Origin of the sequence: Pseudomonas nunensis, from assembly GCF_024296925.1 — a bacterium.
Lineage (GTDB): Bacteria > Pseudomonadota > Gammaproteobacteria > Pseudomonadales > Pseudomonadaceae > Aquipseudomonas > Aquipseudomonas nunensis.
In genome coordinates this window covers 2334857-2355562 of sequence record NZ_CP101125.1, presented here as the reverse complement: position 1 = coordinate 2355562, position 20706 = coordinate 2334857, and the positions used below count along the sequence as shown (strand labels likewise).

Genomic DNA, 20706 nt, shown 5'->3' with positions numbered 1-20706 from the left:
CCTTCAGCGATTGACGTCGACGACAACCCTGCCCCGTAGCTGACCCGCGAGCAAGCGCGGTGCGGCTTCGATGGCTTCGCTCAAGCCGATTTCGTGGCTGATCAGCGGCAGCAAGGCAAAGTCGAGATCCTCGGCGAGGCGATTCCAGGCCTGCACGCGCTTGGCTTTCGGCTGAGTCACGCTATTGATTCCGGCGAGGGTCACGCCGCGCAAAATGAACGGCGCAACGGACGCCGGAAAGTCCATGCCTTGCGCCAGGCCACACGCTGCAACCGTGCCGTTGGCCTTGGTGCTGGCGCAGGCGTTGGCCAGGGTGTGACTGCCGACCGAATCGATCACCGCTGCCCAACGTTCCTTGGCCAACGGTTTGCCGGGTTCGGACAGCGTGGCGCGGTCGATGATATCGCTGGCGCCCAACTGTTTAAGGTAGTCGTGCTCCGAGGTGCGTCCGGTCGACGCCACCACCCGGTAGCCGAGTTTGCTTAACAGCGTGATGGCAAAGCTGCCGACCCCGCCGTTGGCGCCGGTCACCAGCACTTCGCCCTGATCCGGCGTGACGCCATTGTGTTCCAACGCCAGGATGCAGAGCATCGCCGTGTAACCGGCCGTGCCGATGGCCATGGCTTGCGCCGTGGTGAACGCCTTCGGCAGAGGAATCAGCCAGTCGCCATTGAGCCGTGCTTTCTGCGCCAGTCCGCCCCAATGCCCTTCGCCCACGCCCCAGCCATTAAGTACGACAAGGTCACCGACCTTGTAGTCCGGATTCCCGCTGACTTCAACGCTGCCTGCCAGATCGATCCCCGGCACCATGGGGAATTTTCGCACCACCGGGCTGCTGCCGGTGATCGCCAGGCCATCCTTGAAATTCAGCGTGCTGTACGCCACGCGCACCGTCACATCGCCTTCGGGCAGTTGATCGTCATTGATCTCTTGCAGTGTGGCCCGGTAACCGCTGTCGTCTTTGTCGATCAAAATGCCCTTGAACATTGCTCTCTCCCAATGGGTTCGCTGAAGTTGGTGACATTGAAATAACACAATGCAACACATTGCCGTACCCGACTTTCATCCAATCGCCAAATCCACCGAGCGTTTCCAAAACCGGAGGCTATGCTTTTTTCGCGGCCTTGAATTACCTGAAAAAACCGCCCTGTCGATGGAGCTGACAATGCCTTACCTTCGCTCGTTTACCGTTTTGCTGATGCTCTGTTTGCTGGCGTTCAGTGGCGCCCAGGCTGCACAGCCCCAAGCATCGAAAGCCCCTGCGGCTCAAGCGGCAGCGAGCCCGACCTGGCCGCAAGTCCTGACCGCCGGTGATACCAAACTGACGATCTATCAGCCGCAACTCGACAGTTGGGACGGTTATACCCTTCAGGCCCGGGCGGCGGTCGAGGCCACCGGGGCCGATGGAAAATCCACTTATGGCATCGTCCAGTTCAGCGCCCATACCCTCGTGGATAAAGCCACGCGTTGGGTGGCGCTCGATCAATACACTCTGATCAAAGCAGATTTTCCGTCGAGTGCCGCGCAGTCCGACGCCTGGGTCGCCGCCCTGAAAAAAGACGCGGCGAACCGCAAGAAAACCATTTCCCTGGACCAGCTCGAAGCCGCCGTCGGCGTACTCGCGGCCGAGCAGAAATCCAGCAGCGACCCGATCGAAAACACCCCGCCGAGCATCATCACCTCCGATGTCCCAGCGCTGCTGGTGTACATCGATGGCGAGCCGGCTTACCGGCCGGTGGACGGCACAGCGCTGCAGCGGGTGATCAACACCCGGCCGTTGCTGCTGAAGGATGCCCAGGGCAAACATTACCTGCATGTGTTCGACGGCTGGATGGCCGCCGATCAGCTCGACGGCCCCTATGCACCGCTGCCCTCGCCGTCAGCCGATCTGGAAAAAGCCAAGAAAGCCGCGATCCAGAGTCGTCAGGTTGATTTGCTGACCGGCCAGAGTGATCCGAAGGACAAAATTCCTACACTGGCCAAGCCACCGATCCCACAGATCCATGTTGCAACGACGCCCACCGAGTTGATCGTCACCGATGGCGCGCCGCAATGGCAGCCGATCCAGGGCACTCAATTGCTCTACGTGACCAACACCACCGGGCACATCTTCAAGGAAATTGGCGACCAGGACAGCTATGTGCTGATCTCCGGGCGCTGGTTCAAAGCGACGGACATGAAAGGCCCGTGGACCTTCGCCTCGGCGGACAAATTGCCGGCCGACTTCGCCAACATCCCGGATGACAGTGCGAAAGAGAACGTCAAGGCTTCGGTGGCCGGGACGCCACAGGCTCGTGAAGCGGCGATTGCAGCGACGATCCCGCAGACCTCGGCCATCAAGAAAAGCCAAGTAAAAATGACCGCGCCGCAGTTCGACGGCCAACCGCAGCTCAAGGCTATCAGCGGTACGCCGCTGCAATACGTGGTGAACACTCCGACACCCATCATCATGGTCGATGCCAAGAGTTGGTATGCGGTGGAGAACGGTATCTGGTTCAACGCCACATCGGTCCAGGGCCCGTGGTCGGTCGCGACTTCGGTGCCGGCGGTGATTTACTCGATTCCGCCGAGCTCGCCGATGCACTACATCACCTACGTGAAAGTCTATGAGGCCAACGGCGATACGGTGGTCGTGGGGTATACGCCGGGGTATCAGGGTTCCACGGTGGACCCGGCCAGTGGCGTGGTGGTTTATGGCACCGGTTACCCGTATACGCCATGGGTCGGCACTGTCTGGTACGGCCCGCCAGTGACCTACGGTTTTGGCGTCGCGATTCGCTATACCCCGTGGACCGGCTGGACCTTCGGTTTCGGTTTTGGCTGGAGTTGGGGCGGCAGCACCGTGGCCATGGGCTGGGGCTGGGGCGCCTACCCTTGGTGGGGCAATTACGGTTGGGGTTACGCCTGGGGCCCGCACCTTTACCCGGCACCGATGCCGTGGGGTGGCGCGGCCTACGGTTATCACGGCGGTGCGGTGGCCTGGGGTCCTGGCGGCTGGGCGGGCAGCACCGGCAACATCTATCGTCAATGGGGTGATCGTGCTTCGGTCAGCCGTTACGGCGCGGGCTACAACGCCTGGACCGGCAACCGCTGGGCTGGTCAGGTCGGCTCTTCCTACAACTCGCGCACCGGTATCGCCACGGCCGGGCAGCGCGGCGCGGTGCACAACGTCTACACCGGCAACTACGCTGCCGGGCGCAGCGGCGAGATCGTCGGGCCTGGCGGCGCAGCGATTGCCGGTGGCAAAGTCACAGCGGGCAACGTGCGCAACGGCACTCAAGTCACCGCCAATCGCGGTGCGGTCTACAACCCCAACACCGACAAAACCACCCAGTACGGCGCCATTCGCGGACGCAACAGTGGCGCCGCGAAAGTGGGTGACAACGTCTACGCCGGGCATGACGGCAACGTCTACAAAAAGACCGACGACGGCTGGCAATCGATGGTCAAGGGCAACGCGACAAGGGTCAACCCGGCGAACAACGCCAGTTGCAGAATCTCAACCGCGAATCGGCGGCGCGCTCTTCGGGCAATGAACGCTTCAACAACTATCACAACTCCTCCCAGGTCATGAATCGCTCGTTTGGCGGAGGGGGTGGCGGCGGATTCCATCGTCGTTGAATGCCGTTTGAATGACCGCTTAAAGGGGCTGCCATGTTTCGTTTTATCAAAACCACCGTGGCCGGTGGGCTGCTGTTTATCCTGCCGTTGGTGCTGGTGTTTTTGCTGCTGGAAAAAGGCGTGCACCTGCTGCGCGAACCGATTCACAAACTGCTGCCGATGTTCGCCGAGTACAGCGTCGCCGGGGTGACGGCGTTCACCCTCGTGGCATTGGTGGTGCTGGTGTTGATCTGTTTTTTCGCCGGGCTTCTGGCCAAGACGCGGTTGGGCACCTCACTGTTCAATGCGCTGGAAGACAACGTGCTCGGCAAGGTGCCTGGCTATGCCCTGCTCAAGGATGCGACAGCGCACCTGGCTGGCCTGGAAAATGCCGAAGGCGCGAAGGTCGGGCTGATCAATGAAGACGATGGCTGGTTGTTTTGCCTGGTGCTTGAACAGCAGCAGGCGTGGTATTCGGTGTTTATCCTCGATGCAGGCCCGGCGGGCGGTACGTCGGGCGAAGTCCGCGTGGTCCCGGCTTCCCAGGTTCGCCTGACCGAACTGACGTGGGTGCAGGTGTTGGCCTGCGTCCGGCGTGGCGGCCATGGTGCGCTGGCACTCGCGGCGCCCTGGCTGCCAACGGCATAAACACCGGCGTCGGTCCATTCTGAAAAACCGACCCGGACCGTTCAGAAAAACCGACTGGCCTGCCCTCCTCGTAGCTGATACAAAACGGGCAATACCGTCGATGTCGGAGAAGCTTCAAATGAGCCAATGGCCAGACACCCGCATTCTTGATCTGCTCGGGATCGAACTGCCGATCATCCAGGCGCCAATGGCTGGCGCCCACGATTCAGCCATGGTGATTGCGGCGAGTAACGCCGGCGGCCTGGGCTCATTGCCCGCCGCGCTGTTGAGCATCGAGCAGTTGCGCGAAGAGCTGAAAACCATCCGCCAGCACAGCCAGCGGCCGTTCAACGTCAATTTTTTCTGCCATCAACCGCCAGCACCCGACGAGCAAAAAGCCCGGGACTGGAAGAATCTGCTGGAGCCTTACTACCGTGAACTGGGCGCTGATTTCGACGCACCGACGCCGGTGTCCAATCGCGCGCCGTTCGACGAAACCGCTTGTGCCCTGATTGAAGAATTTCGCCCCGAGGTCGTGAGTTTCCACTTCGGCCTGCCGGAGAAATCCCTGCTGGATCGAGTGAAAGCTACCGGAGCGAAAATCCTGTCGTCGGCTACGACCGTTGATGAGGCGGTGTGGCTGGAGCAGCGCGGCTGCGACGCGATCATCGCCATGGGTTATGAGGCCGGTGGTCATCGCGGGATGTTTCTCAGTAATGATCTGACCAGCCAAGTGGGAACGTTCGCACTGGTGCCGCAAATCGTCGATGCCGTGAAAGTGCCGGTGATTGCTGCTGGCGGAATCACGGACGCGCGCGGGATTGCCGCCGCGTTCCATCTGGGCGCCTCGGCGGTGCAAGTGGGGACGGCATATTTGTTCACGCCGGAAGCCAAGATCAGCGCGGCGCACCACAAGGCCTTGCGCACCGCCAAGGAAAGCGAAACCGCGGTCACTAATCTCTTCACCGGGCGCCCGGCGCGGGGGTTGCTGAATCGGGTGATGCGAGAGATAGGGCCAATGAGCGATAAAGCCCCCGCCTTCCCTTTGGCTGGCGGTGCATTGATGCCGCTGCGAGCCAAGGATCCGGCGGATTTTGCCAACCTGTGGGCCGGGCAGGCATTCAGGTTGGGCGTTGAGTTGCCCACGGCGGAACTGACCCGGCGCCTGGCCGAAGAGGCTTTGGCCAAACTGATTCGCCGCTAACCTGAGAACACCATAAACCCCTGTGGGAGCGGGCTTGCTCGCGAAGAGGCCGGCGCATTCAACATTAATGTCGCCTGACCCACCGCCTTCGCGAGCAAGCCCGCTCCCACAGGGTTATCAGCGCCAATCAAATCCCGCGCAATACCAACAAGTTCCGTTTACAGGCATTTCGCTATATATTCCGATATATAGCGTTTCACCCCTCGCATCGGCGCAGTTCACCCCTATAAAAACTGCCCACTGCACTTGCCTACCACGGAGCCGTTCCATGACCATTCGTGCCTCACATTTTGCCCCTACTTGCCTGGCGAGCCTGCTCGCTGTCTTCGCTTTCGGCTCGGCCCAGGCGGATGAAGTCCAGGTGGCTGTCGCCGCCAACTTCACCGCGCCGATCCAGGCGATCGCCGCTGATTTCGAAAAAGACACCGGGCATAAACTGGTAGCGGCCTATGGCGCGACCGGTCAGTTCTACACCCAGATCAAGAATGGCGCGCCGTTCGAAGTGTTCCTCTCGGCGGACGACACCACCCCGCAAAAACTCGAAACCGAAGGCGACACCGTCAAGGGCTCGCGCTTCACCTACGCCATCGGCACCCTGGCGCTGTGGTCGGCCAAGGAAGGTTATGTCGATGCCAAAGGCGAAGTACTGAAGAAAAACGAATACCAGCACCTGTCAATCGCCAACCCGAAAGCCGCACCGTATGGCTTGGCTGCGACCCAGGTACTGGCTAAAGAAGGCCTGACCGACAAGGTCAAGGACAAGATCGTTGAAGGCCAGAACATCACTCAGGCCTACCAGTTCGTTTCCACTGGCAACGCTGAATTGGGCTTCGTAGCCTTGTCGCAGATCTACAAAGACGGCAAAGTCACCAGCGGTTCGGCCTGGATCGTTCCGGCGAGCCTGCACGACCCGATCAAACAAGACGCGGTGATCCTCAATAAAGGCAAAGACAACCCGGCCGCCAAGGCGCTGGTTGAATACCTGAAAGGTCCGAAAGCCGCTGCAGTCATCAAGTCCTACGGTTACCAACTCTAAATGACGCTGACGAGTGCCGATTTTTCCGCCATCTGGCTGACCCTGAAACTGGCGTCCCTGACGACCATCATTCTGTTGGTGATCGGCACTCCGATTGCGTTATGGCTGTCGCGCACCCGCTCCTGGCTGCGCGGCCCGGTCGGTGCGATTGTGGCCCTGCCGCTGGTGTTGCCGCCCACGGTGATTGGCTTCTATTTATTACTGGCGCTCGGGCCTCACGGCTTCGTCGGCCAGTTCACCCAATCACTGGGGTTCGGCACCCTCACCTTCAGTTTTGCGGGGTTGGTCATCGGCTCGGTGCTCTATTCGATGCCGTTCGTGGTGCAGCCGCTGCAAAACGCTTTTTCCGCCATCGGGACTCGCCCATTGGAAGTCGCCGCGACGTTGCGCGCCAATCCCTGGGACACGTTTTTCAGCGTGATCCTGCCCCTGGCCCGTCCCGGCTTCATCACCGCCGCGATTCTCGGCTTCGCGCATACGGTCGGCGAGTTCGGCGTGGTGCTGATGATCGGTGGCAACATCCCGGACAAGACCCGCGTGGTGTCGGTGCAGATCTACGATCACGTCGAAGCCATGGAATATGCCCAGGCCCACTGGCTGGCCGGGGCAATGTTGGTGTTCTCTTTCCTGGTGTTGCTGGCGCTCTACTCCAGCCGTAAAACCAAAGCGGGCTGGAGCTGATCGATGATTCAAACCCGTCTGAAACTGAGTTACTCGGGGTTCGCCCTGGATGTGGACCTGCAAATGCCCGGTCGTGGCGTGACTGCTTTGTTCGGCCACTCCGGCTCGGGCAAGACCACTTGCCTGCGTTGTATTGCCGGATTGGAGAAAGCCGACGAAGGCTTTATCCAGATTAACGATGAAGTCTGGCAGGACAGCAGCCGGAAGATTTTCGTCCCGCCGCACAAACGTGCCCTCGGTTATGTGTTTCAAGAGGCCAGCTTGTTTCCGCATTTATCCGTGCTGGCTAACCTGGAATTCGGCCTCAAACGCATCCCGAAACAGCAGCGTCGGGTCGATATGGCCCACGCCACCGAACTGCTGGGCATCGGCCATTTGCTCGGCCGGCATCCGCAACACCTGTCCGGCGGCGAGCGCCAGCGCATCGGCATCGCCCGCGCGTTGCTCACCAGCCCGAAACTGCTGTTGATGGACGAACCGCTCGCGGCGCTGGATAGCCGGCGCAAAAACGAGATCCTGCCGTATCTGCAACGGCTGCACGATGAATTGGACATTCCAGTGCTGTACGTCAGCCATTCCCAGGATGAAGTGGCGCGACTGGCCGACCATATTGTGCTGCTCAGCGACGGCCAGGCTCTGGCCAGCGGCCCGATCGGCGAAACCCTGGCCCGGCTCGACCTGCCGCTGGCGCTGGGCGACGACGCTGGCGTGGTGATTGAAGGACACGTCAGCGCCTACGACAGCGCTTATCAACTGCTGACCCTGCAACTCCCGAATTCCGGCCTGAGTCTGCGCGTGCCCCATTCACCAATGACTGAAGGCCAGGCGCTGCGCTGCAAAGTGCAGGCGCGAGACGTCAGTTTGAGCCTGCACAGCGTCGAGCAAAGCAGCATCCTCAATCGCCTGCCGGTGACGGTGATCAGTGAGCTCGGCGCCGACAACGCCGCCCATGTGCTGATCCGACTCGACGCTGGCGGTACACCACTGCTGGCACGGATCACCCGCTATTCCCGGGATCAACTGGGCATTCATCCTGGCCAGTCACTCTGGGCGCAGATCAAAGCGGTAGCGGTGCTGGCCTGAATCTCTTGGCACCACGGCGATAGGGCGCGGTCAATGGTTTTACAAGCCCTCTATTCGTTGCCAAGGACTACTGCCATGCCCGATTCCGCGCTGATCGATGTGTTGCCGCCCGACCTGCATTACGTCGATGACACCCAGCCCGGCATTACCCGCAAGAAACTGCGCGGCAAGTTCTGTTATTTCGATCCGGCGGGCCAGCGCATCACCGATCCCGACGAAATCAAGCGCATCAACGCTCTTGCGGTGCCACCGGCCTACATCGACGTGTGGATCAGCGCCGACCCGCGCGGCCATCTGCAAGCCACCGGCCGCGATGCCCGGGGCCGCAAGCAATACCGTTATCACGCACGCTGGCGCGAAGTGCGCGATGCCGACAAATATTCGCGGCTGCGCGACTTCGGCCTTGCCCTGCCAAAACTGCGCAAGCAACTGGAAGCCCTGCTGGAGGCGCCGGGTTTCAGCCGCGACAAGGTCATGGCCACAGTCATCACCTTGCTCGACGCAACGCTGATCCGCGTCGGCAACACTCAATATGCACGGGACAACCGTTCCTATGGCCTGACCACCCTGCGCAACCGGCACGTCGAGGTGAATGGCAGTGCAATCCTGTTCCAGTTTCGCGGCAAGAGTGGCGTCGAACACCAGATCACCGTGAAAGACCGGCGCCTGGCGCGGATCATCAAGCGCTGCCTGGAAATCCCCGGGCAAAACCTGTTTCAGTACCTCGACGAAAACGGCGAGCGACACACCGTTACTTCCTCCGACGTGAATGCCTACCTGCAAACCCTCACCGGCGCCGATTTTACCGCCAAGGACTACCGCACCTGGGCCGGCAGCGCACTGGCGTTGGCGGTGTTGCGCGAACTGCATTGGGAGCCGGAATCCGACGCCAAGCGACATGTGGTGGAGATGGTCAAGAACGTCGCCAAACAACTGGGCAACACCCCGGCGGTGTGCCGCAAGTGCTACATCCACCCGGCGGTTCTGGATGGATTTTTGCTCGGCGCCTTGGCTGAGCTGCCCCGGCCACGGGTGCGCAAAGGACTCAGGGCCGAAGAGGTCGGGCTCGCGATCTTTCTCGAGAAAATGGTCGCCGCTGCCGAAAAATCGTGACCGCCGACCCGGTAAGAGCTGCCGCAGGGCTGGCAGCTTCAATCTGTCGGTGCTTGAACAGGCAACCAACCGACGAACTGACCTGTCTATTTTTTGCACGATCGCAAAGGGCTTCTATAGTTGATCTGAACACGAATCAGCTACGGTGGTGCCATGGAAGACATTTTCGTTGTGAAGCGTTGCAACAAAATCATCATTCATGGCCGCCGAGCCGGAGAAGTGAACCACGCGCCACCCGACGCCGCCGTCTGGTATCGCATCGCCGATACCCGCACCCGCGGCTTTATCGGTGACGGTTACGATCATGAAGAAGACGCCCGCCGCGAATGTTACCAACTCAACGCCCGCTCACAAGTGACAGCCCGACAAAGCTGAATAACTCCAGGATTTTCTACCGGGGCTATACTGAAATCAGCTGAAGGACCAGCGACCCCATCGGCAGAGAGCTCGCATCAGCGGGCTTTTTGCTGCAACTGCCAGGTTTGCTTTAAATGGAGGTGTGTCATGTCCGAAAAAGAGTCCATCACCACCCTGCTTACCCTGCTTGATTCACGTCAGGCAAGACTCGCGGCCGCGTGCAAGGAGATTGCCGACTGGGTCGATCATCAAGGCGGGCATCCTACGGCCCTGAAAATTCGTGACCGGCTGAACGACATCGAGAAAGACGCGCCGCTGATTCGCAGCACGCTGTCATCTCTGCGCCCTGTCGAACCACCGCTGCCCCGGTTCAGATAATCATTAAGGACAGGCCTGATTCAGGAAGCATGAACGGCGACTGCCTTGTCACCGAGACCCTGCCTGCCTGATAGCCTCCTGCCACACCCGCAACCCGGCCACGCGCTGGGCTTTTTTTTGCCCCCAAGGCTTTCACATCCTGTTCACAACCGACGCCCTACTGTGGACTCACTCCTTTGAAGAATCCCTTGGCCCGCCCGCATGCGGGCCTTTTTTTGCCCAGGTTTTGCGCATAATTGCATCAACGAACGCTGCCGACGAATGGAGGTCAAACGATCACACGTCACAAAGGAGACGTCCCAATGGTCACTCACTTCAAAGTCGGCGGGCATCTGGCCTGCGGTCATACAGGCAGCAAACTGGTTTCGAGCAAAATACTCGCCCAGGTCAAATGCAGAAGCTGCCGCAACACCGATGCGTTCAAGGACGCGCGAAAAGACGAACGCAATGCGGCACGGCGCGCGGCGCGCAAGGCCAAGGTCACTCATACCGCCAATGACTGGCGTGCCGAGTGGGTTCAGCGACTCACCGCGATGGCCGGAATGCAACGTCTGCCACGCGGATTCAGAGGCCAGCCTTTCGTTTAGCTGACCCGCTGTATTCAAACCAGCGATCCGCAACGGTGTCCATTCTGGTCTATTCAGACCACGGACGTCACATCGGGCGGATCGCTACCATCGCGACTATTGATGAATGCGTTCCAGTGCACATAGGCGTCGTGCTGGCGTTTGACGGCCTCCTCCCATAGAGGTCCCGACACCGTTCGGGATGAAATCAACTTCATCATCTCCGTCGTTGCAGCATCCAGATCCATAAGAAGTTCATGTGACTTGATCCTGAAATCATCGACAGATGTCATTCGGTCAACCCTCCCGCCTGCCACGACTAGCAGCAAATGCTCCCGGATCAGTTGAGCGCGTAATTTGGTGAATGATTCATAAATACCGATCACCGGTACATTCCGCAAAAATAGTGGTCCGACAACAAACAAGTATTTACATCATGTATCGCTCTCAAACGATTGATATTACAAGGATCCAGAAGACGGACCTGAAGCTATACGCCTTTAAATCGTCCTCTATCGACGCTGTTATTCCATTTTCAATTTTGCTTACCGTCAAATTTCCAACTACAAATGATATTGGAGGTCAACTACGTCCAAATCTTGACAGTCTCTGCCATGAGTCGGACGCCCAATAGATGCAATAGCATAGGGATGGTCAGGCACATGGCTAAAGGAAAGTACCGCTCCGACATCGATGGACTGCGGGCCGTGGCGGTGATTGCGGTGCTTGTGCATCACATCAACACCACCCTGTTACCTGGGGGTTTCGTAGGCGTTGACATCTTCTTTGTGATCTCCGGTTTTTTGATCACCTCACAGGTGTTTTCCGAGGTCAAGCTAGGTGCTTTCTCGCTGAAGGGCTTTTATCAGCGACGCATCAATCGGATTGTTCCTGCATTGGTAACGGTATTGCTGGCGACTGTGATCGTCGGGATATTCATCCTTTCCCCAGTCGACCTGATCCGCCTTAACGTCAGCGCACTGCTTTCTTTGCTGGGCGTCTCGAACGTCTATATCTGGATGAAGTACGGCAACTACTTCGCCGCTGACGCCCATGAAGCCCCGCTGCTACATACTTGGTCGCTGGGCATTGAAGAACAGTTCTACCTGGTCTGGCCGCTGTTCATTGTGTTGCTCTATCGCTTCGCGCCGCGCTATGTATTGCCAATATTAGGCATTGGCGTGGTGGCCGCAGTAGGCGTTTCACAATACGCAACAGGCGTCTTCGCGACGGCCGCCTATTACCTGCTTCCTACGCGCTTTTTCGAATTGATGTTGGGTGGGTTGCTGGCGGTCTACCTCAATAAACCACGCAACATCGGCAAGCTGACGGCCCACGGCGTCGCTGTGGCGGGCTTCCTGTTGATCGGTTTTTCGCTGTTCGGCCTGGACGCGGACTCGACCTTCCCCGGGATCAACGCCCTGATCCCTTGCCTGGGAGCTGCGCTGTTGATCCTGGCCGGCAGTGGCGAGATGCGCTCGCGCTTGCTCACCAGTCGGCCCATGGTGTTCATCGGCTTGATTTCCTACTCGCTCTATTTGTGGCACTGGCCGCTGATTGCATACCTGAGTTACCTGGAAATCCCCATCGATTTGCCGGTCGGGGTGATGCTGATCGCGAGCTCGATCATCCTCGCGTGGCTATCCTGGCGTTATGTCGAGGTGCCGTTTCGGCGCGATGGGGCGACGTGGCACTTTTCCCGAGTCTTCACGCGTCGATTTGCCTTTCCGGCATTGAGCCTGGCGGCGTTGGCGGTGTTGAGCCTGCATTTCAACGGGTTTCCACAACGCTTCAGCCCCGAAGTTTCAGTCCTTGAAGCGATGACCCTGCAAAAGCCGAGTGAGATTCGCAAGGGCTGCCACGTCTCCAATGCCCTGTACAGCACGGAGCCCAATGACGCATGCCGTTTGGGGGTCAAAAAACCCGAGCTGGACGGCATCATGATCGGTGACTCGTTTGCCAATCACTTCACCGGCATGGTCGATCTGCTGGCCAAGCCGAACAACCTGTCGATCATGGACTACACCATGGACTCGTGCCCGCCGATTGTCGGCTACACCATCGACATGTCTGCGGTCTACGCCGCCCATTGTGCAAAACGCAACGAACGGGTGTTCAGCCTGATCGAGCGCAACCATTACCGCTATGTAGTGCTGGCAGCGATCTGGCCCAGGGATGCGATTGCCCATGACATGGTCGAAGCGAGTATAAAGCGCGCAGTCGAGAATAGCGGCGAAGTCATCGTCATCCTGAGGAATCAACACATTGACAAAGCCGCCAGTTGCCCGATTCGTCACCTGATGTTCGGTACCGATCACGATTGCTCGGTTGCCCAAAGTGCATTAGCGCCTTATTGGGCTGATATACGTGTGGAATTCCCGCAGGTGCACTTCATCGATCCCAACCAAGTGATATGCCCGGAAGGCGTGTGCAGCCCGATTATCAACGGCCAACTGCTGTACCTGGATGACTCGCACTTGAATGAGGTGGGATCACGCTTTATCGGCCACACGCTGCTGGACCGCGGCTACTCGCTGCTGCACGACCCGGTGACTGCCCCGTCTACCGGGGTGAAGTTTGATGCGACCGCACATCTTTAATGGCATGAAACGAAAAAGGGTTCACTACAAACTAAAGCGGCTCAAGCTGACCTCCAACCCGGCGGACATTGCCTTGAGTGCCTGAGTCGCTTGCACAATCCCCCCCTGAGCAGCGGAATTCTGTTCAACGATCTGTGCTACTTGCTCCACGTTATAGGCCACCTGATCACTGGCGGCACGCTGCTCCTGCAGTGACAGGGAAATGAAACTGACAGCCTCCATAGATTCATCCAGTGCCTTTTTTATAGTGACCATCGAAGCGCCGGCACTTTCCACAAGTTGAAGCCCATTGGTCACTCGCTCGCAACCGGCGGCCATGCTTCCTTTAGCCTTGAGCATACCGTTCTGTATGGCATCGACCAGGGTAACGATCTCCTTCGTCGACTGTGCCGTGCGACTTGCCAAGTTGCGTACTTCATCGGCCACGACGGCAAAGCCACGACCTTGTTCACCCGCCCGCGCCGCTTCAATGGCGGCGTTGAGGGCCAGCAGGTTGGTCTGCTCGGCGATGCCGCGAATCACACCGACAATCTGGCTGATATCGTTGGACTGAATTGCCAACTGATCAATATCGGACGAACTTTGCGTCACCAACTCGGCAATCTGACTCATTTCATGGATTGATTTGCGCATCACCCCCATGCCTTCATCGGTGATCTGCCCCGCCCTCTGCGCCGTACTCTGGGCCTGACGAGCGTTATCGGCGATGTGATTGATGCTCACCGAAAGCTGCTCGACCGTAGCCGCCATGGACGATGCTGTATCGCTTTGCAAGGAAGCACTGCTCAGCCCTTGTTCAGACGAGAGAGCCAACTGCCGGGTAGCGCTCTCGATTTGCACCGAAGCCTGGTTGATGTTGCCGATCATAGCCCGCAGGCTCTGGCGCATGCCTTGCACCGAGTGCAACACGCCGGTCGGGTGTTTACCTTGATCGAGCACAGAGCTGGCCAGATGCCCCTCAGCGATGCTTAAACTCATTGCTGCCAACTCGCCTGGTTCCGCTCCCAGTTGAAGGCTCAAGCGCCTTGAGAAAAAGAACGCATAAACGCAGCCCAGAACCAGAGCTAGCGACAGGATCAGCAAACTGAGCTTCACGTAGGCACGATAGGCATCCTGGCCTTCTTCGAAGCGATGCATGGCTTCGCTCAGTTGCACCTCGATCAATTCGGAAAACTTCTCCGATAACGGATCAATCAGTGGGTATAGCCGCTTTGCCGCGAACTCCGCCAAACCTGCCTCATCACCTTGACTCAGCATGCCTTGAAGCTCCGTCAACGGTCCTTGAGTGGCGTCCATCAGCGGCGTGATTTGTCCGATCAAACGTGTTTCTTCAGCGATTAGTTCAGTCGATTTGTAGGTCGACCAAGTGTTGGCTATCTCAACTTGAGCTTGCTCGATCTGGGCCAACGCATGAGCCTTGGTGTAACTGCCGTTGTGCGCCTTGTGAGTGGCGTCGACAATGTTCACCGCATACAGATCGGCGATTTTTTTCAGGTCCCTTAGTGGAACCACTCGATCCAGATAAACGGTTTCCAGACCATGTAACGTGGAGCGCATGCCATACAGCCCGAGTCCACCAACACACAGCAACCCAAGCATTAAAAATCCGGCAAGCAAAAACAGATGAGTTCTGACTTTCCAACTTTCCATGGTGCGTACTTCCTTGGGTTGGCGATCCTGCAGGGATGAAGCGGACAGCGGGTAAAGCAGATCGGAGCCTTCGACAGTGGATGTATGGCCGGCATGGCGGGTAGGCGAAGCGCCTTAATTGGCATCGCCACGATAGTATGAATAAGATTCGTCAAGAGTAGACACAAACAAGCTCACCGCCTCCACCAGGCGTTAAGAAAGTTACAGCTGAATTTTATGCGATCAGCAGGTCACCTACTCTGCAAAGTACTTAGGTTCCTTGCTATATTTAAAGCGTCCTTGAATTTAATACTAGCGCATAGAAAACTTTACGAATAGAAGTTTCCCGAATATGTGCGACCACTCAAAACGCCAAAATCACCAGGACAGAAGCTAGCACAGCCATCAAGACGACTTTATGATGGCTGAAAATATTTACCGAGACGTGGACACTTCACGCCAAATAATAAATACCTAGCCAACTAACATAATCATTATTGCTACAACAATTTAAGCCAGGCTCTATTATCAATAGGACCTTAGTAGCGACTTCAACCACAAAAGACTCACTTCCCTGGTGAAAATCAAAACCCAAAAAGTCAGGCATATTTATGCGGAAGTTTATTTAAAGCAGCTTCTCAAACACAAGGGCTCGCTGTCTCGGGCAGCGACCACGGCCAATGGATTGGATTAAGAGATAGAGACCGTCGCCGTCGAAAGGTTTGTAGGGACGGCCTGCTGGCTTGGCTAAACGGCAGGCAGCGTAGGCAAGCGAGCAGTTGTGCGCAACATTCCAGAAGACTGGGCAAAAATCCAACGGAATGCTAAAACGAAAAAACCCGCCAGAAGGCAGGTTTTTCAAGGTTTCCACAGAACTCAAAAGCGCTCAGTGGAATGCAAGATGGTGCCCGAAGCCGGAATCGAACCGGCACGCCCTTACGAGCGGGGGATTTTAAGTCCCATGCGTCTACCAGTTTCGCCATTCGGGCGGTAGCGCGGTTAAGCGGTCTGAATGCTGCAGGATAAACATCTGGCAGTTCTGACGCTTGTGCAACAGAGGTGGAAATATATACATCCCTCCCCCGTGAAGCAAGTTCGCATATGTCCTTTTCAAGACTAAATCTTGCAGGATAGCGAAAATAAAAAAGCTCCGTAGATCAAGGATCTACGGAGCTCGTTTAAAGTGGAGGCCGAGGTCGGAATCGAACCGGCGTAGGTGGATTTGCAATCCACTGCATAACCATTTTGCTACTCGGCCTCAAACATCTGATGTCAGTAGCACGACACCAAATGCATACAAACGCTGAGCTTCGAGAGTTGATTGAATCATTCTCTAACTCTTTGAAAACATTGAGCTTTTTAAGCCGTCAGTGCTTTCGATGGCGTGAATTATGTACTGATTTCCCGAGGCTGGCAACCCCTTGATTTCAAAAAAATTTCTTCCGGGGCGAACAGACGGCGTTCGCCCCCGGCCCCGTTTGTTCTCTCAGAATTTTCCACCCAACGGATACTCCACCGCCAGCCGAATCTGGTTGGCATCCAGTTCGGCCTGCGCCGCGTTGCCGCGATGCACGGCGTGGCGCAGGGTAAACGCGAGGTTTTTCGCTGCGCCGGATTGCACCACGTATTTTGCCTGCAGATCCCGCTCCCAGTGTTTGCCGCCCTCGCCGTATCCCAACCATTTGTAACCACCGTTCGGGTCCATGTGGCTGCCGTCGATGCCGCTGCCACGCACATAGAGTGCGCCGAAGGTCAGCCCGGGGATGCCGTAGCCGGCCAGGTTCAGGTCGTAGCGCGCTTGCCAGGACGCCTCCTGCGGGGCGTTGAAGTCGGACAGGGCCACGGCGTTGCTCAGGTAGATCGCGCCGCGGGTGACGTAGTCATAGGGCGTATCGCCATCGACCTTTTGATAACCCAGGCCGAAGCTGTGGGAACCGGCCTTATACGTCGTGAGAAAACTCCAAGTGGTGTTGTCGATACGGCCAGATAGGGCCTTGCCGGTGTCCTGGGTGCGATACAGATTGAGGTCGAAAGTCAGATCCTGGCCGTCCGCTATCGGCTGGGTGTAGACCGCGCCCAGGTAGTGCTGGCGCCAGGTGTCGGCGTAGACCGCACTGAAAAGGCTGGCATTCAGTCCTTTGAGCGCGGTGTTGCGCACACCCACCAGATCGAAGCTGTCGCCCTGTTTGCCGTTGGAATAATTGACCACAAATCCCTGGTCGTGACTGGTGGCGTTGCGGTCGGTGCTTTCGTTGAAGTGTCCGCCGTAGAGCGTGGTGGCTGGCAGTTCGCGACTGGTCAGCAGCCAGCCGGTGGCGGTTTCCGGTAGCAGGCGGCTATCGGATGAGCCGAACACCGGAGTTTTTACCCGTTGCTCGCCGAAACGCAGTTCGGTTGAAGAGAAACGCACTTTCGCTACGGCGCCACCGCGGCTGTATTCATCCTTGGGATGACCGTCATTGTCCACGCCGAGCAACCGCGCCTTGCCGGCCCGCCCGCCTCCGCTGTCCAGTTCCCAGCCGGAATAGGCGTGGGCATCGAAACCAAAACCTACGGTGCCGCGTGTATAGCCAGAGGTGAAATCGGCCATCAGGCCGTAGGCCCATTCTTCGGCGAGGTCGCTACGCTGGGCGCGCGGTTTGTAGGCATTGCGGGCGCCGTTGCTCAGTGCACCGTGTTCATAGTCGCGGCGGTCGTAGACGCTACGGTTGAGCAGGCTCCACTGGCTGTCCTCGACAAAGCCTTTTGCGTTGTCTTGCTCTGAAGCGAGGGCGAGCAGCGACTGCCCGCCCAATGCCAATAGCAGGGTGTGTGTCGATAGGGTTTTCACAGGGCAACTCCACGAAATTCGGGGTCTGCAAGGTGTCCCGCCAGACGCGGGACACCCTTGGCCAACTCAGAGGTATTTGAGGATCGCGATGTCGCGACGGCGCTGCTTGAGGCTGGCGAACCAGCGTGTCGGGAAGAACATCAATACGCCGAGGATCGCGCTCCACAGCCACACGGTCGGCAGGTTATCGAAGCCGTAGTACGCGCCCTGATTGGCGCCCCAGATCGCGACAGCCACCAGGTACATGGCCTTGAGTACGTAAAGGTGCAGCAAATAGAAGAACATCGGCGCCCCGCCGTAGATCGCCAGCGTCGCGGTGGACCAGCGATCCTGCAGCTTCTCGAACAACGCCAGCAATAGCAGGCCCAGACCGAGGGTCGGCATCAGGAACATCAGCGACGGCGGATACTTCTTGGCGCTCATGAAGCTCATGAAGGTGCGCAACGAGTCACCGGTCTGCACCCACGGCTTCTCGCCATAGACGTTCAGGTAACGGATAAACACGAACGCCACCAGCAGGCCTGCGCCGAGTTTGACCAAGCGGGAAATCCGCTCCGCCGGGTCAATGTCCTTGCCGAACCACGGCCCGATCGCCCAGCCCAACAGGATCACGCCAATCCACGGCAGCACCGGATAGGTAGTGCGTGCCCGGGTGAATTCGGTGATGTCGATAAACACCTTCTGATGCAGGATCGACCACGGCACATAGAACGGCGACTCCGGCCCGACCACCACGTTATCGAACAGGTTGTGTCCGGCGACGATGGCCAGCCCCAGCACAATCAGCCAGCTGCGTTTGAAGTGCAACAACCCGGCGAGCACGATCATGCAGATGCCGATGCACCAGATCACTTGCAGCCACAGAGTCTTGGGCGGGAACTCGGCGTTCCAGGCGAAACAGACGAAGGTGATCTCCAGAAACACCAGGAAGAAACCGCGCTTGAGCAGGAACACCGACGTTTCGCTGGCCGTGTGCTTCTGGCTGTAGAGCCAGGCTGACAGGCCCGTGAGGAAGATAAACACCGGGGCGCAGATTTCGCTGAGCATGCGGGTGAAGTACAGGTCCGGCGTGACGCTCAAGGCGTCGATCGGGTCGGTGACCTGACGGTGCAGCAGGAAGGTTTCGCGCACGTGGTCGATCAGCATCAACAACATGACGAAGCCGCGCAGGGCATCGATCGCCAGCATCCGGGTGTTGGCTTTTACAGCGGAGGTGGCCAGCGCCGGGGAAATACTTCCCGCCTGCCCGGCCAATCCTGAAGATTGGGACATAGTGGTGACTCCTTTGGGGGCGATGGATCAGGCCTGTTTCTTCAAGCGGGCGACTTCAGAGGCCGGCAGCTGCGACGGTGCCCGTGGCAACGACGGCTTGCCCTCGGTCCGGTAGAACGACAGCGTGGAGCTGAAGCTCTTCAGGTCGTACGGCTCGGTCTTGCCTTGGGGGCTGACGCGTTCACCGGGCGTGCGGTCCTTGTATTCGACGGCCACCACATACGTGCCCTGCCAGGGCAACTCGAAGCTGACCTTGCCCGTCGCATCGGTGCGCTGGGTGAAGACCTCGCCGGAGCCGGTTTCCAATATAACGTCCTGATCCGCCAGCGGTTTTTGCGAATAGTACACTTGGAACTGCGCCTTGTTTGCGTCAACGATTCCGGTGGGCACGATGTCCAGGGTCAATTCCGGGGTTCGCGCACGTAAATCGCCGACCCAGCGGGTTGCCGGCGTCCAGTGGGTTTTCAGCGTCTTGTCGGCTTCGTGCAGGTCGAAGATCGGATAATGCGGATCTTGGGCCAGAAGTGAGTCATCGCGCTTGGCCTGATGCGCCACCGCAAATGCCTGACGCTGCAAGGTCAGATTCAATGGTTTCGAATTGTTGCTGATCGACCATCCCTTGAGTTGCTGGAACCGGTCCATCCCGCCCGGCGTCACCTCCAGCATGTTCTTGTCGTATTCCCCGTAGTACAGCGCCAACGGTTGCCCGGGTGGCTGTTCGTACCAGATCTGATGCGCCTCGCTGCTGCCAGCCAGCAGCAAGACGCCGTAACCCAACAGTGCTTTTGCGTTGCTCATTCGCATTTTTTTTGGCTCCGATTGGTGTTATTCAGCGATTCGTGCCGACGCTTCATCCTCCCGAAATCAGCGACATCACAAACCGCGCCCCTCTCTCTGTACGCATTACAGCGCGAAGACTTTTGCGCGGTGTTCTGTAATCAGTGCGTGTGGAGTCATCGGAGACTGTTTTGGCGGGGGGAAACGGTGGTTTATGCGGCTTGCGCCAGGATGAGGCGGGATGGGTGGTTCTAGCGGACTCATGTCCAAACGCGGTGCATGCAGCACTAAAAAACAATGTGGGAGCGGGCTTGCTCGCGAAGGGGCCGTGTCAGTCAACATTTCTATCAACTGACACGACCCCTTCGCGAGCAAGCCCGCTCCCACAGGGGAATTGGTGTTGGGGTTGGGAATGCTGCCAGTCAGTGCCGCAACAACTTACGCAACGGCACGCCGTCCTTGAGCACAGGCGACTTGATGACGATGTAGCTGAAGTACTTGGAGATGCCGATGTTCTTGTCCAGCAGGCTTTCGATCACTTCCTGATAGTGCTGAATACTGCGGGTCATGAAGCGCACCAGGTAATCGTAGCCACCGCTGATCAAATGGCATTCGAGCACTTCGTCCACCAGGCGAATGTTGGATTCGAACTTGGCGAAGTCTTCGCGCTTGTGGTCACTGAGGGTGATTTCGGTGAAGACCGTCACCGATTCGGTGATTTTCGCCAGGTTCAGGTGCGCCTTGTAGCTGGAAATATACCCGGCCGATTCCAGCCGCTTGACCCGTTGCAGGCAGGGGCTGGCCGATAAACCCACGGCATCGGCGAGGCTGACGTTGGTCATGCGCCCATCCTTTTGCAGCTCGACCAGGATGCTGATGTCGATTCGGTCCAGTTTTACTAAACCTTCCATTGCGTACCTCTTGACTGCCGTTTGTAAGACAATCTTCTAGCA

At 58.1% G+C, this 20706-nt stretch carries 18 protein-coding genes, 2 tRNA genes and 1 pseudogene; 11 read left to right on the top strand and 10 right to left on the bottom strand.

The window, feature by feature from the left end:
- Positions 1–3: 3 nt before the first annotated feature.
- Positions 4–987: an acrylyl-CoA reductase (NADPH) gene (acuI, locus tag NK667_RS10075; protein WP_054614581.1), complete on the bottom strand. Its 984-nt coding sequence runs from the start codon at positions 985–987 to the stop codon at positions 4–6.
- Between the two features lie 178 nt (positions 988–1165).
- Between acuI and NK667_RS10070 the strand changes: the two genes are divergently transcribed.
- From NK667_RS10070 to NK667_RS10025, 10 genes are all read left to right on the top strand, one after another.
- On the top strand, positions 1166–3574 hold the full coding sequence (locus NK667_RS10070) for an autotransporter (RefSeq protein ID WP_236708575.1): 2409 nt from the start codon (positions 1166–1168) through the stop codon (positions 3572–3574).
- Between the two features lie 80 nt (positions 3575–3654).
- Complete coding sequence (locus NK667_RS10065) at positions 3655–4248, top strand: hypothetical protein (protein ID WP_054614580.1); 594 nt, start codon at positions 3655–3657, stop codon at positions 4246–4248.
- A gap of 118 nt (positions 4249–4366) precedes the next feature.
- Complete coding sequence (locus tag NK667_RS10060) at positions 4367–5431, top strand: NAD(P)H-dependent flavin oxidoreductase (RefSeq protein ID WP_054614579.1); 1065 nt, start codon at positions 4367–4369, stop codon at positions 5429–5431.
- A 268-nt stretch (positions 5432–5699) separates the two neighbouring features.
- Positions 5700–6467, top strand: a complete 768-nt coding sequence (gene modA, locus NK667_RS10055; protein ID WP_054614578.1) for a molybdate ABC transporter substrate-binding protein — start codon at positions 5700–5702, stop codon at positions 6465–6467.
- The gene (gene modB, locus NK667_RS10050) at positions 6468–7148 is read left to right on the top strand and encodes a molybdate ABC transporter permease subunit (RefSeq protein WP_054050539.1); all 681 of its coding nucleotides are present in this window, start codon (positions 6468–6470) and stop codon (positions 7146–7148) included.
- Positions 7149–7151: 3 nt separating this feature from the next.
- The gene (modC, locus tag NK667_RS10045; RefSeq protein WP_054614577.1) at positions 7152–8231 is read left to right on the top strand and encodes a molybdenum ABC transporter ATP-binding protein; all 1080 of its coding nucleotides are present in this window, start codon (positions 7152–7154) and stop codon (positions 8229–8231) included.
- A gap of 75 nt (positions 8232–8306) precedes the next feature.
- Positions 8307–9344: a DNA topoisomerase IB gene (locus NK667_RS10040; RefSeq protein WP_054050535.1), complete on the top strand. Its 1038-nt coding sequence runs from the start codon at positions 8307–8309 to the stop codon at positions 9342–9344.
- A gap of 153 nt (positions 9345–9497) precedes the next feature.
- Positions 9498–9719 carry a hypothetical protein gene (locus tag NK667_RS10035; RefSeq protein WP_054614576.1) on the top strand — a complete coding sequence of 74 codons (222 nt, stop codon included), beginning with the start codon at positions 9498–9500 and terminating at the stop codon, positions 9717–9719.
- A gap of 129 nt (positions 9720–9848) precedes the next feature.
- Positions 9849–10079: a hypothetical protein gene (locus NK667_RS10030; protein WP_054050531.1), complete on the top strand. Its 231-nt coding sequence runs from the start codon at positions 9849–9851 to the stop codon at positions 10077–10079.
- A gap of 302 nt (positions 10080–10381) precedes the next feature.
- Positions 10382–10666: a hypothetical protein gene (locus NK667_RS10025; protein WP_054050529.1), complete on the top strand. Its 285-nt coding sequence runs from the start codon at positions 10382–10384 to the stop codon at positions 10664–10666.
- A gap of 53 nt (positions 10667–10719) precedes the next feature.
- Here NK667_RS10025 and NK667_RS10020 read toward each other — a convergent pair whose 3' ends face one another.
- On the bottom strand, positions 10720–11031 hold the full coding sequence (locus tag NK667_RS10020) for a hypothetical protein (RefSeq protein WP_330220014.1): 312 nt from the start codon (positions 11029–11031) through the stop codon (positions 10720–10722).
- A 276-nt stretch (positions 11032–11307) separates the two neighbouring features.
- On the opposite strand from NK667_RS10020, the gene NK667_RS10015 reads away from it, so the two are divergent.
- Positions 11308–13245 (top strand): acyltransferase family protein, encoded by a 1938-nt coding sequence (locus NK667_RS10015; RefSeq protein WP_054614575.1) that lies wholly within the window; start codon positions 11308–11310, stop codon positions 13243–13245.
- Between the two features lie 24 nt (positions 13246–13269).
- On the opposite strand, the gene NK667_RS32810 is transcribed toward NK667_RS10015, so the two are convergent.
- From NK667_RS32810 to NK667_RS09980, 8 genes and pseudogenes are all read right to left on the bottom strand, one after another.
- Positions 13270–13887, bottom strand: coding sequence for a methyl-accepting chemotaxis protein (locus NK667_RS32810; RefSeq protein ID WP_413786153.1), 618 nt, complete (start codon positions 13885–13887; stop codon positions 13270–13272).
- A 501-nt stretch (positions 13888–14388) separates the two neighbouring features.
- Positions 14389–14895, bottom strand: a pseudogene (locus NK667_RS32805) (Tar ligand binding domain-containing protein); the annotation flags it as partial.
- An 881-nt stretch (positions 14896–15776) separates the two neighbouring features.
- Positions 15777–15863 (bottom strand) — tRNA-Leu (locus tag NK667_RS10005).
- Positions 15864–16058: 195 nt separating this feature from the next.
- Positions 16059–16132: transfer RNA gene (locus NK667_RS10000), tRNA-Cys, on the bottom strand.
- Between the two features lie 228 nt (positions 16133–16360).
- Positions 16361–17704: an OprD family porin gene (locus NK667_RS09995; RefSeq protein WP_054614573.1), complete on the bottom strand. Its 1344-nt coding sequence runs from the start codon at positions 17702–17704 to the stop codon at positions 16361–16363.
- Between the two features lie 66 nt (positions 17705–17770).
- Positions 17771–18976 (bottom strand): acetyltransferase domain-containing protein, encoded by a 1206-nt coding sequence (locus NK667_RS09990; RefSeq protein ID WP_054614572.1) that lies wholly within the window; start codon positions 18974–18976, stop codon positions 17771–17773.
- A gap of 27 nt (positions 18977–19003) precedes the next feature.
- Entirely contained in the window at positions 19004–19774 is a 771-nt protein-coding gene (locus NK667_RS09985; protein ID WP_236708574.1) for a DUF4198 domain-containing protein, read from the bottom strand.
- Positions 19775–20175: 401 nt separating this feature from the next.
- The gene (locus tag NK667_RS09980; RefSeq protein ID WP_027616181.1) at positions 20176–20664 is read right to left on the bottom strand and encodes an Lrp/AsnC family transcriptional regulator; all 489 of its coding nucleotides are present in this window, start codon (positions 20662–20664) and stop codon (positions 20176–20178) included.
- Positions 20665–20706: the final 42 nt, after the last annotated feature.

Coding starts and splice junctions, on each gene's coding strand:
- NK667_RS10025 (WP_054050529.1), top strand. CDS start 10,382: ATGGTCACTCACTTCAAAGTCGGCGGGCATCTGGCCTGCGGTCATACA.
- NK667_RS10015 (WP_054614575.1), top strand. CDS start 11,308: ATGGCTAAAGGAAAGTACCGCTCCGACATCGATGGACTGCGGGCCGTG.
- modC (WP_054614577.1), top strand. CDS start 7,152: ATGATTCAAACCCGTCTGAAACTGAGTTACTCGGGGTTCGCCCTGGAT.
- NK667_RS09985 (WP_236708574.1), bottom strand. CDS start 19,774: ATGAGCAACGCAAAAGCACTGTTGGGTTACGGCGTCTTGCTGCTGGCT.
- modB (WP_054050539.1), top strand. CDS start 6,468: ATGACGCTGACGAGTGCCGATTTTTCCGCCATCTGGCTGACCCTGAAA.
- NK667_RS09980 (WP_027616181.1), bottom strand. CDS start 20,664: ATGGAAGGTTTAGTAAAACTGGACCGAATCGACATCAGCATCCTGGTC.
- NK667_RS32810 (WP_413786153.1), bottom strand. CDS start 13,887: ATGGGGGTGATGCGCAAATCAATCCATGAAATGAGTCAGATTGCCGAG.
- NK667_RS10030 (WP_054050531.1), top strand. CDS start 9,849: ATGTCCGAAAAAGAGTCCATCACCACCCTGCTTACCCTGCTTGATTCA.
- acuI (WP_054614581.1), bottom strand. CDS start 987: ATGTTCAAGGGCATTTTGATCGACAAAGACGACAGCGGTTACCGGGCC.
- NK667_RS10065 (WP_054614580.1), top strand. CDS start 3,655: ATGTTTCGTTTTATCAAAACCACCGTGGCCGGTGGGCTGCTGTTTATC.
- NK667_RS09990 (WP_054614572.1), bottom strand. CDS start 18,976: ATGTCCCAATCTTCAGGATTGGCCGGGCAGGCGGGAAGTATTTCCCCG.
- modA (WP_054614578.1), top strand. CDS start 5,700: ATGACCATTCGTGCCTCACATTTTGCCCCTACTTGCCTGGCGAGCCTG.
- NK667_RS10035 (WP_054614576.1), top strand. CDS start 9,498: ATGGAAGACATTTTCGTTGTGAAGCGTTGCAACAAAATCATCATTCAT.
- NK667_RS10070 (WP_236708575.1), top strand. CDS start 1,166: ATGCCTTACCTTCGCTCGTTTACCGTTTTGCTGATGCTCTGTTTGCTG.
- NK667_RS10040 (WP_054050535.1), top strand. CDS start 8,307: ATGCCCGATTCCGCGCTGATCGATGTGTTGCCGCCCGACCTGCATTAC.
- NK667_RS10060 (WP_054614579.1), top strand. CDS start 4,367: ATGAGCCAATGGCCAGACACCCGCATTCTTGATCTGCTCGGGATCGAA.